Source organism: Arsukibacterium sp. UBA5043, from assembly GCA_002415085.1.
Taxonomy (GTDB): Bacteria; Pseudomonadota; Gammaproteobacteria; order Enterobacterales; family Alteromonadaceae; genus Alishewanella.
This window is the reverse complement of the sequence record DIBV01000017.1, coordinates 252,195-269,899: the sequence shown is the minus strand read 5'-3', so window position 1 is coordinate 269,899 and position 17,705 is coordinate 252,195. Positions and strand designations below refer to the sequence as shown.

14 protein-coding genes are annotated in these 17,705 nt (G+C 48.1%); all 14 read right to left on the bottom strand.

Going from position 1 to position 17,705, the window contains the following annotated elements; translation table 11 throughout:
* Positions 1 to 104 precede the first annotated feature (104 nt).
* Positions 105 to 1,178, bottom strand: a complete 1,074-nt coding sequence (locus tag B2Q61_RS15145) for a sugar-transfer associated ATP-grasp domain-containing protein (RefSeq protein ID WP_290617259.1) — start codon at positions 1,176 to 1,178, stop codon at positions 105 to 107.
* Entirely contained in the window at positions 1,162 to 2,262 is a 1,101-nt protein-coding gene (locus B2Q61_RS15140; protein WP_290617257.1) for a sugar-transfer associated ATP-grasp domain-containing protein, read from the bottom strand. Before B2Q61_RS15140 ends, B2Q61_RS15145 begins: the two co-directional genes overlap by 17 nt.
* Entirely contained in the window at positions 2,262 to 3,269 is a 1,008-nt protein-coding gene (locus tag B2Q61_RS15135; protein ID WP_290617255.1) for a polysaccharide deacetylase family protein, read from the bottom strand. Before B2Q61_RS15135 ends, B2Q61_RS15140 begins: the two co-directional genes overlap by 1 nt.
* On the bottom strand, positions 3,266 to 4,174 hold the full coding sequence (locus tag B2Q61_RS15130; RefSeq protein WP_290617253.1) for a hypothetical protein: 909 nt from the start codon (positions 4,172 to 4,174) through the stop codon (positions 3,266 to 3,268). Before B2Q61_RS15130 ends, B2Q61_RS15135 begins: the two co-directional genes overlap by 4 nt.
* On the bottom strand, positions 4,171 to 5,706 hold the full coding sequence (locus B2Q61_RS15125) for a lipopolysaccharide biosynthesis protein (RefSeq protein ID WP_290617251.1): 1,536 nt from the start codon (positions 5,704 to 5,706) through the stop codon (positions 4,171 to 4,173). Before B2Q61_RS15125 ends, B2Q61_RS15130 begins: the two co-directional genes overlap by 4 nt.
* A 109-nt stretch (positions 5,707 to 5,815) precedes the next feature.
* Positions 5,816 to 7,261 carry a polysaccharide lyase gene (locus B2Q61_RS15120; protein WP_290617249.1) on the bottom strand — a complete coding sequence of 482 codons (1,446 nt, stop codon included), beginning with the start codon at positions 7,259 to 7,261 and terminating at the stop codon, positions 5,816 to 5,818.
* A complete protein-coding gene (locus tag B2Q61_RS15115) occupies positions 7,239 to 8,588 on the bottom strand; it encodes a phenylacetate--CoA ligase family protein (RefSeq protein ID WP_290617247.1) in 1,350 nt (449 codons plus the stop codon). The genes B2Q61_RS15120 and B2Q61_RS15115 overlap by 23 nt, the downstream gene beginning before the upstream one ends.
* Positions 8,581 to 9,933 carry a putative O-glycosylation ligase, exosortase A system-associated gene (locus B2Q61_RS15110; RefSeq protein ID WP_290617245.1) on the bottom strand — a complete coding sequence of 451 codons (1,353 nt, stop codon included), beginning with the start codon at positions 9,931 to 9,933 and terminating at the stop codon, positions 8,581 to 8,583. Before B2Q61_RS15110 ends, B2Q61_RS15115 begins: the two co-directional genes overlap by 8 nt.
* Positions 9,926 to 11,041, bottom strand: a complete 1,116-nt coding sequence (locus B2Q61_RS15105) for a glycosyltransferase family 4 protein (protein WP_290617243.1) — start codon at positions 11,039 to 11,041, stop codon at positions 9,926 to 9,928. Before B2Q61_RS15105 ends, B2Q61_RS15110 begins: the two co-directional genes overlap by 8 nt.
* Entirely contained in the window at positions 11,028 to 12,251 is a 1,224-nt protein-coding gene (locus tag B2Q61_RS15100; RefSeq protein ID WP_290617241.1) for a TIGR04063 family PEP-CTERM/XrtA system glycosyltransferase, read from the bottom strand. The genes B2Q61_RS15105 and B2Q61_RS15100 overlap by 14 nt, the downstream gene beginning before the upstream one ends.
* Before the next feature lies 1 nt (position 12,252).
* Entirely contained in the window at positions 12,253 to 13,239 is a 987-nt protein-coding gene (locus B2Q61_RS15095) for a hypothetical protein (protein WP_290617239.1), read from the bottom strand.
* Positions 13,236 to 14,552 carry a nucleotide sugar dehydrogenase gene (locus B2Q61_RS15090; RefSeq protein WP_290617237.1) on the bottom strand — a complete coding sequence of 439 codons (1,317 nt, stop codon included), beginning with the start codon at positions 14,550 to 14,552 and terminating at the stop codon, positions 13,236 to 13,238. The genes B2Q61_RS15095 and B2Q61_RS15090 overlap by 4 nt, the downstream gene beginning before the upstream one ends.
* On the bottom strand, positions 14,549 to 15,775 hold the full coding sequence (locus tag B2Q61_RS15085; RefSeq protein ID WP_290617235.1) for a TIGR03087 family PEP-CTERM/XrtA system glycosyltransferase: 1,227 nt from the start codon (positions 15,773 to 15,775) through the stop codon (positions 14,549 to 14,551). Before B2Q61_RS15085 ends, B2Q61_RS15090 begins: the two co-directional genes overlap by 4 nt.
* Positions 15,772 to 17,703: an asparagine synthase (glutamine-hydrolyzing) gene (gene asnB / locus B2Q61_RS15080; RefSeq protein ID WP_290617233.1), complete on the bottom strand. Its 1,932-nt coding sequence runs from the start codon at positions 17,701 to 17,703 to the stop codon at positions 15,772 to 15,774. Before asnB ends, B2Q61_RS15085 begins: the two co-directional genes overlap by 4 nt.
* Positions 17,704 to 17,705: the final 2 nt, after the last annotated feature.

The window sequence follows — 17,705 nt, the reverse complement described above, 5'->3', positions numbered from 1 at the left end:
TACCATCAAACCCAAGGAGGTGACAACAGTAACCTATGGAAAGGCTGCTAAGATGCATATCTCAGGTTCAGCTATTTCAAATTATACTATTGGGAGGCACTTTTTTAACTCTGGTTGAGCCAGCCCAGCAATTGTTGATGGCTTGCATTCATTTTCGTGGTGCCAGTGGCTGTTGGGGCAAAATTAAACTCAATTATGACAGGCCGCTCAGGTGTTAAAGCAATATCTAGTCCAACAAAACGGGTATTGGGTAAAATACTGACAACCCGCTCAGCCAGCGCGATAACCTCTTGCTGAAATGGCAGTTGGCGGTCAATCATATTTTCACCACTGTCAGGATGTCTAGCATAGCAATGGTCGTTGTTGTCGGGTGGTAAAAGCATAGCAGTTTTAAAGCTGTCCATGTCAACAGAGACGCCAAAGCCGCCAGCCGCTTTATTGTCGATAAGTTGACCACTCCGACCAACCCTTAGGTATATCGCAATAATTTTCGGGGTACCGTTGATCGCTTTACCAACCCAGACCCTTAAGGTATTTAAACTGCTGGGGTTAAAAGCGGCCAGAGCAGGGTGTTGCTGCAGATATTTCTCAATAATGTAGTCACACCCCTGGTCTACTTTTAGTGCCTGGCGCAGGAAATCGGCAATCGGTACAGTCATCGACTTACCCAGCTCCCGAAAAAGAATGTCGTTAGAACGGTCTATTTCAATTGCACAAAAGCCTTCACCACCAGAGCCATCTACCGGTTTAAAGCAGATCCTGTCCAGGTCTGGCCGCTGCTCTAAAAAAGCAGCTAATTGCTCTGCACTATTTAACGGCGAACCATCTGCTTTAAATCCGCCGGCAGCTGATAAATAACCAAGATATTCAGCGTCGGGTATGTTGTAAAACTTCAATATCGCTTTGGCCATTACTTTATTGCGTGCCAGCATCCGGTAATTTAGTGGGTTTACCTTATTTAAAAAGCGATAATACTTCTGATCATGCCAGTAGCCCAGCTTTTGCTGCCAGGACATATTTTTTTGCCACAACAAATATTTATGATAGTTGCCCGGCCCAAAACCGGTTTTCAGTTGCAGTATTAGCATTTCTTTCAATTGTTGGGAAAATGACAGGGCATTTTCATCTTTAGCCCGTTGCCATGACATTTTTATCGCATTGCTAATGGTGCTTAACATAGTGCTTCCTTGCGGCGAGTTGTAATTTAACTGATGGGATATTGCCGTGTGCAGCGCCGTCTTTATCTGGCGCCACATTTGCTTCAATTAACAATGGCCCGTGGCCGGCCATGGTAATATCCAGCCCGGCAAAGCGGGTGTGCGGCAGAGTTAACAATACCTTTTCGGCAAACTGCTGAATCTGCGGCCATCCCTCTAATATAACCCCGGCCAAGGGGGCGCCATGGTCGGGATGCTGGCAAATATCATCACGGTGTGGTGTTTTTTTAATTAATCCCGGCCGCAGTTCGCCTGTTGCCAAATCAACCGGGCACATAATACCGCCGGCCGAGGCATTATCTATTACCTTGCCAGCCCGGCCAATTCGCAGGTAACCGCCAATAACTTCAGCCTGATTGGGCGCCGTTTCCAACACCCATAACCGCAAGGTATTTAAACTGGAAGGGTTAAAACGGGCAAACTGGGCAGACTGCTGAATATAGGTTTCCAGCATAAACTCAGAGTGCTGGTTATTGCCTTGATAGACACTTATTAGTTGTTCTGCCCTATATAATTGCTGCTCAGCAACCGATTGCAGCTGTAGTGTTTGACCGTCGTGACGTATGGCAAGGGCCATAACACCGGTGCCACCAAAACCCTCCAGTGGCTTTACCATTACCGTGCTGCCACTATGCTGCTGCAATAATAGTTGCAGCGAATCTTTAGTCGTCAGAGCGGCACCGCAATTCGTGACCCCATTAATAGGGTGAAAATAGCCAAGCATTGGCGCTGTGGGTATATGCAATAACTGGTATAGCGCTTTTTCTGATAGCTTGTTCTGCGTAAGCTTGCGATATAGCGGTGGGTTAAGAATATCCAGTGCCTGATAATATTCTTTCGCTGAAATATGCTGCCATTTATCGGTTTCTTTAAAGTTTTTCCGGGCCATACCTGCTACTACAAAATAGCGCGGGCCCAGCCTGGTTTTCAGGCAAAACCGGCCGGTTTGCCATAGCATTGTTGAAAAAGATATGCTGGCAAGTTGCGCTTCTTTTTTCAGCATGGCGAGGGTGTCTTTTAATCTGCTGAGATAGGCCGCTATCATTATCCGCCTCGTTTTAACAGTGACGCAGCTGAACGCAATAATGTCATTACACCTGTCAGTTCAGCTTCAAATTCCAGATTGCTTACCTTATCACTATCAATCAACCTTGGTAGGGTCAGTAAATTATCGTATTTGCTTATCAGCTCATTTTCAGTGGTTGTGGCGGTTTTCAGCTGTTGCTGTGCAAGCAAATCTAGCTGTTGTTGCTGATATTCTCCACGCGGAAAGCAGAAATGTTGCGCCTTTTTTCCGGTTAATTGCGTTATATAGCGCTGATTATTAACCAACTCGGTTTGTGCATCCGTTAAGTCAAGTTCAGAGAACTTATGGCGATGGGTATGCAATTCAATTGCCAGCCCCCCCGCCGCCAGGGCGGTTACTTTTTCCGGGTTAAGAAACATTAATTTACCGCTTTGTAGCCAGCTGGCAAGGTCTTCCCCAAAATACGCAGCCAGCTCTGTTAAAATCAGCTGTTCAAAGGCTGAACCCAGTTCTGTCGCCAGAGCGAGCACGTCGTTAATAGTTAACTGCGGGAGCGTAGTATAAGGTTTTAAACAACTGTTATTTGCCAGCGTAAAAGGTCCTTGATACTTCCAGAACAAATAATAACAGGATAGTTTAAACACCGGCCGCTGATTAATAACAAAGTAACTGGAAAGATATAACGTGGCGTTGAAGCTGTGTTTTTTAAGTGCTGGTAACATGCCTTGCTCAATGGCAGCCCAGCCATCGTCAATGGTAATAACCAGGGTATTTTTTTTATACTGTCCGGCCTGATTTTGCCGGTACAGTTCATCCAGCGATACTGGCTTGTAGCCCCATTTAGCCAGCAGCGCCATCCGTCTGGCAAAAGTGCTGCTTCGTATAAATACCCCTGGCGAAAACAGGTGTTCATCATCTACAGAAATGCCGTGATAACATAGAATACGAGGCCGGCGGGCAGTGATTTTTTTTGCCAGATAAAAAAAGCCAAGCCATTTAAATATTAAGAGAATAAAAATTTTCATAACACAGACTGCCTCTTATACCAGGCAAGCAGCCGGCTGCGGGGAATAAACACCACATAGTTTTTAGGCTGATAGTGGCCACTTTCAAAAGCCTGTTTTCGGCTGGCAGAGCGGCTAAATGCACCGCTTTTTTCACCTTCGCTATGTGAGAAAAACCAGTTGGCCTGCATTTCGCTAAGCAGTTCACTGATAAAGGCCAGTTTGGGACTGATAGCAGCAATAGCGGGGTCATAAAACCAACAGGCGCCAACCACCCCTTTTAATTGTGGATTAAGCAGCAGCAAGTTAGCAACTTGCTGGCAGGTCTGGCGCCAGCCAGCGGCGGTTAACTGATTTATTTCTGACAAATGAATATGCAGCCGGCACACTGGCTTATTGCCTTGGGCTACAACTAATTCTCGAATAAAACCAGCGGCCTGCGCTATGCCATCGCTATACAGTAATGAACGCTGAAGAGCGGAAAACGGCTCAACCACCCGCTCAGTGCAGGGCAGCAGAGCGCCGGTTAATAAACCAATATCCTTCAGAAACTTATCGTCTGTTTCTGGCGGGCTGGCGGTATCGGCACTGCACCAAAGCTTAAAAATTCGCTGCAAACTTCGCTGGTAGTTATCGCTAATTTCGCTGCTGATAGTCAGCGGTAGTTGTTGCAATGAAAATTCCGCCAGTAAGCTTAACATCAGTAATCTGGCCAGCTCAGTTTTGCTACAGCCAAATTGTGCAGGCAACGTCGCTACGCTATTAAGTAAATCAGACCGCTGATTATAAGATTGATAAGGTGCCGTCGCATAACACTGACATTGCAGTTGCTGCAACGCTGCACTGCTGATAGTGCTGTGCAGCAGGGTACTGACTTGCAGTTGCTGCTGCGCTGCTTGTTGAAGAGATGCCAGCGACGCTGTCATGGCATTGGTCCAGCGCTTTTAGGCGGAAAGTTTTTTAGCCGCAGCCGACTGAATATATTATGCTCAAAACCCTCAGGGTAGCCTTGTAAGTGCCATATACCAAGAGTACACAGACTGTAGCTGATAACGCCAGCCAGCACTTCCAGTAGCAGCTGAAGCAGAGGTATCGGTAGGCTGCTGGTCGTTTGTACTGCCCAGACTGTCAATGCCATCACAAGTCCGGCGATGCATGGTCGGATAAATACTCTAAGCAGAGCCATAGCCGGTAGATTTAAAAAGCGAATAACAATAGCCTGAATTACCAACAACATTATTAACGTAGAACCTAATCTAGCCTGACCAATTCCGATTAAGCCGTTGTAATTTAGCAGCGGAACAAACAGTGCAAAAAACACCGCTAATCTGGATAAATTTATATAGAAAGAAATATGGGGTTTTCCAGAAGCCAGATATATATAACTGTTGTTAGATGTGATGCTAAAAAACATATTGGCTAAGGCCAGTAACTGCAGCAGCGGTATCATAGTTATCCATTGCTCGCCCAGTAACACACTAACCAGCAATGGTGCCACCATGGCAATGCCAATAGAAGAAGGAATGGTCAGACTGGCGGTTAAAGCGACAGTATTTAAATACGCTTTTCTTAGCTCTGGAGGGTCGTCCTGAAAACGGGAGTAAACCGGAAAGGTGGCTTTGCTGATCGGCAGCGCTATATGACTCGCCGGTAGCTGGCCTATTTCTTTACCGAGCGACAAATAACCCAGCGCTGAGGGCGACAGCGCCTTGCCGACGATTAACTGACTGACTTTGTCATTAATAAAATGCACGACATTATTAAGCAAAAGCCAACGGGAAAACTTAAACAGTTTATTAAAAGAGGTGAAGCATATCTGCGGCCGGTGCGAATGCATGATAAAACTATAGGTTGTGACTACCAGCTGATTACAAAGCACACCCAATACCAAGGCCCAGTAATTACGGAGTATAAAAGCCAGACTAAGCGTTATGACAAAACTGATGACTTTAGGCACCAGTTGTAACTGGAGCTCTTTACGAAAATTTAAATCGCGCTGAAAGTTAATTACCCCGATGTTATGAAAGCCAGACAACAGGCTGACAAAAGCCAGCACGTACAGCACATTCTGTAACCTGGGGTCAGCATAGTAGCTGGCTACCAGCGGAGCAATTAGCGCCAGGCAAATTGCCGCTGCAAAACCGAACAACACGTTGAAGGTCCAGGCACTATTATAATCATCAGGGGTATTGTCTTTCTGCTGAATTAACGCAGTGCCCAAAGCCAGCGCGCCAAACAGCTCAATAAAGGCATAAATTGCGATGGTGATAGCGACTATGCCAAAGTCTTCCGGAGTCAGTAAGCGGGCCAGAAATATTGAGCTGATTAAGCCAATCGATTTAATGCTTAAACGGGTAATCAGCATAAACACTGAACCAGAATACACCTTATTCTGGGTATGGTTATTCTGGGTCTGCTTTTGCTGCTCTGGGCTATCCTGGCCTGGCGGGGAGGGCATTACAAAAAGTCCATTTTATTGAGTAAATTGCCGTGCTTTTATACCAATAAACGGCGGAAATAGCCAGCCATCAATCTCAACTTAGTTCAACGCCGGTTGCAAAAACGGGCTATTCGGTGGCCAGCACAATATTATCAATATATAGCTCCATTAGCTGGACTGGTTTGGCTGTGCCACCATGATAAAAATTCAGCCATAACCGCTCTATTTTAAGATCCCGGGTGTCCCGAAAGCGAATGTCTGTGAGCGCAAACACCTGCTGCTGGTCAATCCAGGCTTTTAGTACGCCATCTTGTTTGCCGGGAGTATTAAGCTTAACGTACTGGGTAATTTGGTACCATTTGCCTGGTTTTATTGGATTATTACCGGTGTCCCAGTACATCGCCGCACCATGATTCTGACCATTATCCGGGTAATAAGCATAAAACCCCAGCGGGGTACTGTTATTAAATTTATCGTCGCTTTTGATGGTATCACCAAACTGACCGCGGGCCGACCAGCCGTTGCTACCATCAGCAGAGCGGCCGCCCCAGCCTGCTTTATTGTACGTGCCTGCTAAGCCGGGAAACTTGCCACCACCTTTGGTGGCCAGCCAGTTGTCTGCTAAATACAAATCATACTGAAAATATAACGCTTCGGGCTCTTCACTTAGTACTGATTTAAGCAGTAAAACTAAATTGAGCGCCAGATTTTGTTCAGGATTAAATTCAACTTTCAGGGCATAGTTATCTGGACGTGTCGGTGATGGGGCACGATCGATCTTGCTACGTCGATCGAGGCTGCTCCAGTTAGCGGCCCAATTACGCTCAGAAAAGTCCTCGTTGAAAATAATTTGGTTTTTAGTGAACTCCGGTAAAACATGAGCTGTTGTCGCAGGCCTGGCCAGCCAGAATACGCCAATATTGCTGGAGCCAAATTGTTTTTTGACGGTAAGTTGTAATTCAGCGCTGCCGATACGCTCACCGGCAGGCAGTTTGGGCACAGGGAAACGTAGCAAACTGAGATTCCGCTCACCGGCTTTTAAATTTTTACTATGGCCAAGCGAGCGAAATGTGCTTTCATCCAGATAGCTGTCCATAAGGGCAGTGGTTTTGATAATAGCGCCCGAATTTGTAGTAATTATCAGGGTAGGCGCCTGACGAATATCCGATTCTTTGCTATGAAAAACGGTGGTGCCTTTACTGTCCTTGCCATGTAATAACAGGTCAATGTTCGGTTGGGTGGTGCTGCTTATTTGTTTTACCAGCGCTGTTATCTGCCAGCTTACCTGCTTATTTGTTTGTGCCCGGCTAATCCGCTGCTCAGCAAAAGCCTTGTTACCTAAAAAAACTCTGTTTTGGTCTATCCAGGCACCCATATGCTCATCTGGCCAGCTGAGATAGGCTGCGGCATAACTGTAGCTGCGGCTGGCACCTTCCAGGTTGTCATTGCCCTCGTGCCAATCAATAGCCACAATTTGCTCTGCGGTTAGCGAGCTTGCCGACAGTGGCAGACTGCAGAACAGTGAAAATGTGACCAGTACGGCTATTTTACTACGCCAGTTTAGATTCAACATATCGATGTTTCCCATTTGGCAGGCTGGCGATGGTGTCCAGCTGTTTCAGTGTAACATTGCAATCTGTTCCAAGGCGCTGTTGAAACTGACTGACAATGTGTGTCGCTAAAGACTCACTCAATGGTGCAACACATACCAGCTGAACTTCAACCTCGCTCAGGCTATGCTGGATTATTTTAAACTGTTTGATATCTTTTAAATCCCGCAGCACATAAATCAGCGATAACGCATGTAGCTTATCGCCAGCTGTCGTTAGCATAAAGTCGGTCGTACGACCGCTAACATGAGCCAGTACTGGCAAGCCCCTGCCACAACAGCAGGGAGTATTGCTAAGCTGGCCTATATCGCCGGTACGATAACGGACAAACGGAAACGCCTGGGTTTGCAGATGGGTGATCACAATTTCACCGCTTTGCCCCGGTGGCAACACCTGGCCGTTGTCATCAATAATTTCAACGATAATATCTTCGGCACTGATGTGCAAACTGCCGGCTGGGCATTGGTGGGCAATAAAACCAGCATCACGGGCGCCGTAGCCATTGGCAACCGGGCAATTAAATACCCGCTCAATTACTGTACGCTGGTGCTCAAACAGCATTTCAGAGGTAACAAATACCACTTTTATCCCCAGTTGGCTCAAATCAAGTTGCCGGGCTTCCGCCGCCAGCGCCAACTGATGAATAACCGAGGGGTAACCAAACAGCATTTTCGGTTTCAGCTGTTGCAATTGCTTAAGGTAGACCTCGATATGGGCCGGGGTAAACTCAAACGCCGGCAGCAGATAAGAGCGAAACAGTGTATCACGTACTTTTTTAATTTTATCCTGTTTGCCAAGTTCAATTGGCGAGCCCCACAGCACTACTTCCGGGTCACCAATATCGACATCCCACCAGCGGGTGGCTCGAAGCTTGGCCGCCACGTCGTGACTGACCCGCGCTTTACCCATATAGAAAATCAGCGGTACGCCACTGGAACCACCGGTATTGTAACGCTGCAAGGTGTGTTGTGGCTCGCTGCACAGCGCCTGTTGATTATCGGTAATTAGCTGCTTGGTTAAAAAGGGCAGTTTGTTTAAGTCAGCAACCGAGCGGATATCGCTGGCAGAAAGGCCCGGGGTTTTAAACAGCTGCTGATAGTAGGGTGAATGCTGACTGATATCGTCGATAAAAGCCTGTAGTCTGCGTTGTTGGATGTCGTCAATTTGGCTGGCAGTTAACCACTGGCTGCGCTCGAGCCTGGCCAGCATGGTATAGGTGGTATGGCTCTTTAGCCGCTCGTGCAGCCGGAATAATACTTTGCTAACCAATTGAGTATATAAACTAGTCATTTCTGCCTCTGAGTACAGCTTTTAAGCTGTCCGGATGATGAGGGCGGCTATCAGCTAACTGGCTGCTTTTTAATGTCTTTTTTTCATCCGCTTCGCGGGTCAGTTGCCGGTTAACTACCACATTAAGTGCAACCACGGTAATCACCAGATGGTATGGCAAATCGAAATAAGCTAAGCCGAGAAAGGCGCCGCCGGCGGCATAGGCAATTAAACTGCACTGCAGCATCTTAGCCAGCAATGCCGCCCATTTTAAGTCATCACGTTTATTAGTTAACGTAATGGTCTTTTTGGCACTGCGCCAGGTGCTGAGGTAAATAGCAAACCATAAGAAGAAGCCAACAAAGCCATGGTGGCCCATTACCTGAAAATAAATACTATGGGAGTCATGTTTGCGCTCAGGCTCCGGGGCATACAGGTAAAAGTTTTCAAACTTAAAGCCATTTAGGCCACCACCAAATGGCTTGTCTTGCGCCATATTAAACGCCATTTCCCAGGCATTAAACCGGCCTTTAACCGAACCGTCATAGCTTTCCCGATCAGGCTCAATTATGGTCGCCATCCGGTCATGCCAGCGATCGGGCATAAACTGATAGACAACCGGCGCGGCGATAAGAATAACCAGCGCAATGGCCAGTTTATTCGGGCCTTTTAACCAGAGGAAAAAACCAACCGCAACGCAGGCCACCAGACCGCCACGACTTTGGGTGCCCAGCGCAGCAAGCACGATTAACCCCATCGCTGCCAGTAAACTCAGTCTGAGTAAGCGTTTATTGTCGGGCACCAGATGACGTAAATAAAATAAGATGGGTAAAATCATTAGCAGGGTCAGTGCCAACTCATTATTGCCGAAAAAGAAGCCGCCAGTGGGGCCCCACACCCGGCCCCCGCCAGCCGTGGCGATGGTATAAATGCCGCCCTTTACGCCATAAAAGCCGATGCTCAGTGCCACTACCCATAACGCCTGTTCAATTCTCTGCCGGGTGGTAAGCATTGCCAGAACAACTAAGGTCATAAACTGAATTTTCATGATTTTTTCAAACTGCGAAATCACATAAGGGTCTTTCACACTCATGATAAAGGTGATCACCATCCAGATATTAAACAGCAACAGAAAGACAATGGGGCTGTGTAGCGGGATCTTTTTCGGCTCTTTACTGAATAAATAACTGACTAAAAAAACCAATCCAATTACTGATGCCACGGGCAAGGTCTGGATAAAACCCCAGCCCAGACGATGCGGTACCATATAGCTGATCCAGCACCAAACCAGTACACCAAAAAATGGCCGGCGCAAAATAAAGGGTATACAACCAACAATAATAAGAAACAGCACTATGTCACGCATTTGCTTGCTCGCTCACCTGGTACAAACTTAACCAGCAGGGTAGTACCTGCGCCGGCTGATACTGGCTTACTTTGGCTCTGGCATTTGTTACAAGTTGCTCAGCCAGTTCTGGCTGAGCAATCAGGCTTAATGCGGCCGCGGCCATTTGCTCAGGTGCTGCTGGCGGTACCAGTAATGCATCATGCTGATGCTCTACCATAAACGGAATACCACCAACATCAGTAGAGACCACCAGGGCACTGGCCGCCATCGCTTCCAGCAATGAGTTGGGCATATTATCAGCGGTGCTGGGGTTAAGCATAATATCGGCATTGGCATAAAGCGCTGCCATTTGTTGCCGATCCAACTTACCACAAAAGCTGACCTGATTGCTTAGCTGTAACTGGTTGACCAGCGCCTGCATTGCCGGCAGCTCCGGGCCGCTGCCGGCTACACTCAGGCGGGAATCGGGTAACTGTTTGTTGATAATCGCAAAGGCGCGAATAGCGGTAGCGATATCGTAAATGGCTTCCAGATTACGGGTGACTACCAGATGAGGTGCCGCAGTTAAGCTGGGTTTAAGTTCGCCTTTGAATATGCTGGTGTCCACAATATTGGCAATGATCCGGCACTTTAGCTGGTACTGCGCAAATACGCCTTGCAAAAATGCACTTGGGGTAACTATGGTTGTGGCTTTGCGAAGTGTTGGCAGCACCCAACGCTGTTGTTGTTTTAAAAAGTCTGCCGCCAGGCCGCCGCGATAATTGACGATAACCGGCACCTTATGCCAGTAAGCGATCCAGATAGCCGGTGCGGCAAACAAGTGCCAGGCCCAGCCAGAATTGGCCATCAGGTGCATTACATCGGTTTGCTTGCAGGCCTGATGCAACTGCCAGAAATAGGGCACTAACCGGAAAATTGCCCTTAGCAGCGGAACTTTAGCAACCCACTGTGGCCGGTAGGGCGGGTTTACTGCAATCAGCTTTACATTGAGCTGCTGAGTTTCTGTCAGTAAGCGCAACAACTGGGCAGTTTGCATGGCCATGCCGCCCGCCGGGGGCGGAATTGGCCCCACCAGCGTGATATTAAGCGGCGTATCGCCATCTCTGTAGGGGTTAGCGTCGCTCACTTAACACCTGCTGATAAACCGGCAAAATGGCGGCGACGGTATGCTGCCAGGTTCGCTCCTGCTCGACAAAGTTGCGGCCATTTTGTTTTATTATTGGCCAGTCGGCACGGTTATTCAGCAGCTCGTCTAATACCTTCGCTAACTGGGCCGGATTGTCTGGCTCAAACAAAATGCCGGTGTCGTTATGGCGGATGAGTTCGCGGTGGCCGCCGATATCAGAGGCAACCACCAGCCCTTGCTGGGCCATGGCTTCCAGCGGTTTTAACGGTGTGACCATTTCGGTTAACCGAATGGCCTGGCGCGGGTAGATAAACATATCTACCAGGCTGTAATAGCGGCTTATGGTGTGATGATCGACCCGGCCGGTAAAAATAATATAGTCACTGATATTCAAATCTTTTGCCTGCGCTTTCAGCGCGGCTTCCTGCAAACCGCCGCCTACCAGCAATAACCTGAGATCCGGATGCTGTGGCTTAAGCTTGGCAAAGGCATCCAGCAGAATATGCAGGCCTTCATAGCGGTAAAACGAGCCGAGAAAACCCAGTACTGTTTTACCCTGTAATTTCAGACTTTGCTCAAGTTCTGCGTCTTTGCTGACAACCGGATTAAAGGCGCTGATATCGACGGCGTTGGCTACGACGCTGATCCTGTCCCGGGGCACGCCCCATTGTTCAATCTGGTCTGCTAAACCCTGGCAGATAGTAACCACATAGTCAGCACTTTTAAGCGCTTTTTTTTCCAGATACTGGCCAATCCGGTAACGCAAATCGCCCTCTTTGCAGCTGCCATGACTTACCGCGGCATCTTCCCAGGACGCACGCATTTCATACACCAGCGGAATATTGAAACGCCGGGCGACCCGGGCTGCAGCCAGCGCATTTAATGACGGCGAATGAGCGTGAATAATATCGGGCTTTTGTTGTTGCACCATCTTTGTCAGTTGCTGCTCCAACTGGCGAATCACGTCGAGCTGATTCAGCACCGGCAGTTTGGCCAGCCAGCCCGGTTTGGTGCGCTGAAAGGTTAAGCCGGCTACCTGCTCTTGCGCTGGTCCGGCTAGATAGTGCTTAGTGCTGGTAAGCTGGCGGGTGTTGATATTTAATCGCTGTTGTTGCTGTAAAATAGCCAGGCTGCGAAACGCATAGCCGCTGTGCAGCGGCACAGAGTGATCAAATACATGCAAAACCTGTAACTGTCCTTGTTGCTGCATGTTAAGTCCTTGCCCGTTTTCGGGTGATAACAGTGATTAGCATAGCCAGAAGCAGCACTGACAGCAGTAGTTCATAAAAAAATAATACCCACAGCATCAGCTTTAGTCGCTGCATGTTAGTTATCATATGCAGGTTTTCAGGCTCGGCTATTGCCATTAATTGCGGAAACTCGCCGCTGATAATGGCTGTCATTTGTTCCAGATGCGGCGAGACTTTTGCCGCCAGCTTAATCAGTGCGTGCTCGTCGTAACTAATATTGGCGTTGCCCCACCATAAATAAAACTGATGGCGGCCGTTGTAGTAGTAATCGAGCGCCATGGCGTCGTCTTTAAAACCAAAGGTTTTATCTGACAACCTGACCAGGGTGATCTGGCTACGATCAGCAACCAGTTGCTGCTTAAATTCCAGTACCGACATTGGCTGTTGCTGCTGATCAACCGGATAAAAGCCGTTGAAGACGTCCAGCATAATCCAGCGCTGTGCCTGCTGATCCCATATTTCATTTATGGCATGGCCGTGGCCGCCAAAACCATCAAACGCCAATGCCCACTCCCGTACCGGGATATTAAGGGCATGGCCAAACACGTTGATGATTTCGGTGTAATCGGCGCAGTATCCGCGTTGCTGCTGAATTTGCACAAGGGTGGTACTGACATCGGCCTGAATGGCGCCGCCGCGCCGGCGCTGATCTAACTTTAGCACGGCAGCTTGCTGCAACATGTTAGCTAACGCCGTGTTTTCAGCTTGTGGCTTAATGATGACATTAGCAATTGCATCCGGCAACGGGGCGTTTTCCTGGCGAAAAGAAACCGGAAAACGGTCGCCTGGCCATTGGCTTTGCTCCAGACTAATCACATTAAACACCATGGCATTTCTAAGCCGCACCAATTCAGTACCACTGTGGAAATTTGCCACTAACAGCCCAACCGGCAGGATCATCATTGTCATGACAATCAGACAACTGCGCCAGCTAATGAGTTTGTTCACCAGCACAACCCAATATAACGAGCCCGAATGTCAGAAACGTGTTTCAGGTGCACTAAATCTATCAGAATATGTTCTGATGTCAGGCCAGCAACAACCTGTTCCACAATATGTTTGTCGTTTAAACCCAGTACGATAACTTTATTATTGGCTAACAGTTGCCCGATATCGCTGGTCATTAGCTGGCCAATATGCGGTATCGACTCTTCAATATAACGCTTGTTGGCACCGAGGAGTCTGGACAAGTTGACTTCCGGATCGAAGATGCTAAGCAGCATCCCCTTCCCAATCAGGTGTTCAGCCAGATCAACCAGGGGGCTTTCACGTAAATCATCAGTGCCTGATTTAAAGCTCAGGCCGATCATGCCAATATCGCGTGAGCCCAGAGCCAGAATTTTTTTATAAGCTTGCTGCAAATGGATCTGATTAGACGATAACACCTGTGCCAGCATCGGAATTTCGATATCAGCTTGCTTTGCCACATATTGCATAGCCCGTAAATCTTTGGGCAAACAAGAGCCACCAAAGGCAAAGCCAGGTTTTAAATATGCCGGGGAAATATTCAGTTGTTTGTCGGCACAGACTAAATCCATTACTTTAAATGGGTCAACGGTCAGTCCTTCACATAACCGGGCCACTTCATTGGCGAAGGTGATTTTTAAGGCATGAAAAATATTACAGAAGTATTTTACGGTTTCGGCCGTTTTTACATCGGTGCGGTGATACTGGCCCGGCAAATGGCCAAATAAGCGCTGCATTTGCTGATGGGCCGCTTCGTTATTAGCCCCAACAATAGTAAAAGGCGGGTTATCGTAATCTTTAATCGAACTGCCTTCACGCAGAAACTCGGGTTGAAAACAGATATCAAAATCGACACCGTCCTGCTTACCGGAATGCTGCTCCAGTAAACTTTTTAAGCTGCCTTCTACCGTACCAGGCAACAAAGTAGAACGGAATACAATGGTATGACGTTGGGTTTTAGCTGCCAGGGCTTTGCCAAGCTGCTCTGCCAGGCGCAAAACAGCAGTTTGATCCTGGCTGCCGTTATCCTGCGATGGGGTGCCAACACAGATAAACGACACTTCACTGTTATTGATGGCGTGTTGCACATCCTGTGAAACGCTGACCCGGCCGCTTTTTGCCATGGCTGCCATAAGTTCCGGCATGCCTTCTTCAATCACCGGCGACTGGCCACTTTTAATTAAATCCAGTTTTACCGGGTCAATGTCTACACCGATAACCTGATTGCCGTCACGTGCCAGACACGCCAGGGAGACCGCACCGACATACCCCAATCCAAAAATACTGATATTCATATTTGCACTTCCCTCTGTGTCAGCTGCTTTTCCTGATGCAAGTTTATACATTGTTGTACTATGCTGTCTAATTGTTGCATTGATAAATGCCATTGATGGTGTGTTAACATCCGTTGCCTGCCGGCCTCTGCAAGTTGCAGCCGGTAAGATGGATTTCGCATTAATTTTACCAGCGCTTTAGCATACTCGGCCGGAGTGTCGGCCACTAAAAAATGTTGATTAACCACCGCATCAATACCGCCCGCTGCCTCACTGCTGCTAACCACCGGTACGCCCATAGCCAGGGCTTCCAGAATTTTGTTCTGAGTGCCTCTGGCAATGTTGAGGGGGGCTACCATGGCTGCCGTATTCGTAATGTAAGGCCTGACATCGGGTACCGAGCCTGTTACCACAACTCCTGGCAAAGCAGCTAGGGCTCTTATCTCAGCACTGGGTTCTGCACCAACGATATAAAGTTTAACATCTGGAATTTGCTCACAAATAAGTGGCAGGGTTTGCCGGCAAAACTTCAGCATGGCTTGCTGGTTGGGGTAATAATCCATCCGGCCAATAAATGAAATACTATGATGCTCATACGGTGCCGTACCCGGATTAAAATAGTCGGTATCGACTCCATTGGGGAACCACGCTGTTGGCACCCTGGTATGGTAACTTTGCAACGTGGCCAGTTCGGCTTTGGTGGTACAACTGCATAAATCAAAACGGTTGGCGAGACGTTTTTCTGCCCGAAGCATTTTCTGGCCTTCCAGTAAGTAGCCTAAGCTCAGAGGAAACGGTTTAAATGAGCGGTAGGCCAACCATTTTTGCGAGTCCATGTCACCGAAATCGAGCAGTTTAGGGGTATCTTTGACGTGACTGACATATTGGGCGACCGATGAGCAATGGACAAAAATTAAATCAAATTTATGTTCTGCCAGTAAACCCTGAATATGCTTTTGTAAATCCTGACTGTAAAAATACCCCATAGAAGAGGGCGTCAGTAATGGCAGGCGCAGGATCATCCTGGCGAACTGCACCGGCTCCTTAACCACTGCCGCATAATAATGGTGACAATGTTCTTTGATGCCTTCGCCGTCTGCTGCCTCGGCCTGATTTCTGGCCAGCGACGCGACATAAACCTGATGTCCCTGCTCGCTGAAGTGTCGGATCATATTGAATGGCCGGATTTTACCGCCACGCTTAGGAGGAAAAGGAAAACGATGACAAACATATAAAATTTTCATAACGACGTCCTGATTGTCTCTGAGATGTGTTCGGCGCTTTGTTTATCTAAATACAGCCGACACCAGATCTCCAGATTCATAAGTGCCAGCAAATGATCGGTATGATCTTCCTGTTGGCTGAAATGCTGGCTAAGTGTTTGTTCAATAATGGACCAGTTTAATAAGCCGCGTTTTTCAATGGTTTCACGGTTTACAAATAACCGCAACATGCCGGCCAGCTCTTGTTTAAGCCATGCGCCTAAAGGGGCACCAAAACCCCGTTTAGGGCGATCCAGAATGCTGGCGGGTAAAATGTCGCTGAGTGACTCTTTCAGTAAATGTTTTAACCGGCCATTTTTCATAGTCAGGTGTTGAGGTATTTTCACCGCCAGTTCGACCATTTGATGATCTAAAAACGGCACCCGGCATTCCAGGGAGGTTGCCATAGTCATTTTGTCGGTGAGGAGCAACAAGTCATCCGGTAGCTGGCTTTGGCGGTCGGTATCAAACATCCGCCATAGTCCCTGACTGGCTTCACTGAGCTGATAGTGTTGCTTGATCATACTGACAGGTTTGCTGGCGCTGAGCAGCTGTTCGGTTTGCTGCTGGCTGAATACCTGCATATACCGCTGATAGCGTTCCGCATCGTCAAGCTCGGCCGACTGAATAAAAGCTTTGGTAAGTCGCAGCGTATTTAAAAACCTGGAGTGGCGGTCGCTTGGCAGCTTGCCCGCCAGTGGCACCAGCAGTTTCTGACGCAGCCAGGCGGGCAGTCGTCGATATTTTTGTAAATAATGTTCACCCAGATAACGACGATAGCCGCCAAATAACTCATCGCCGCCGACACCGGATAAAATAACGGTGACTTCTTTATGGGCGAATTCCGATACCAGATAGGTAGTAATAAAGGCGCTGTCGGCGATGGGCTCGTCCATATGCCACAGTAATTTAGGCAATAAACTCACCACGTCAGGCTTTACCAGGATTTCCCGGTGTTCAGTACCAAACTGTTCTGCAACCGCCCGGGCATAAGGCAGTTCGTTGTAAAAGTTGCCAGCATCACCGGTATCAAAACCGATGGCATAAGTTTGTACCGGTCCCTTGCTGTGCTCTTTGCTGTGTTTGGACATCAGAGCCACTACGGCACTGGAGTCGACACCGCCGGATAAAAAGGCCCCGATGGGTACATCACTGACCATTTGCATCGCTACAGAGCTTTCGAGCTGAGTGCGGATCTTTCTGGTCCAGCTTTGCTCGCTAAGTGGCTCACTTTGGTCAAAATCAGGTTGCCAGTATTGTTGCTGTTGCAAGCCTTTATCATTTATCAGCAGATAACTGGCGACTTCAAGCTTTTGAATACCCTTAAACATCGAGTAGGGGGCCGGCACATACCCCAGCTGCAAATATTGCTCAAGGGCCTGCGGACACACTTCTGCTTCGATGCCGGGCAATGCCAGAATGGCTTTGCTTTCTGTGGAAAATGCCAGAAAGCCATTGTGCTGACACAAATATAACGGTTTAATTCCAAGCCGATCCCGCGCTAACAGCAGTTGTTGCCGATTGTTATCCCACAAGGCAAAGGCAAACATACCGTTTAAATGCGCCAGGCAGTCCACGCCATAAAGCTGATATAACGCCAAAATGACTTCGACATCAGACTGGGTTTTAAAATGGTAGCGGTCAGCGAGTTGGGCGCGCAGTTCTCGATAATTATAAATTTCTCCGTTACATACCAACACCAGGCTGCCATCATCATTGCTGATAGGTTGCTGGCCACCGCTTAAATCAATAATCGACAAACGGCGCATACCCAGTGCAACATTGTCGGCCAGATAGCGACCGCTGTCGTCCGGGCCGCGATGGGCCGTGATATCGCCCATTAAGTCCAGCCACTGCGCTGGAAACTGTTGCGGTCGTTTTAGTGCGACAAGGCCATGAATACCACACATAT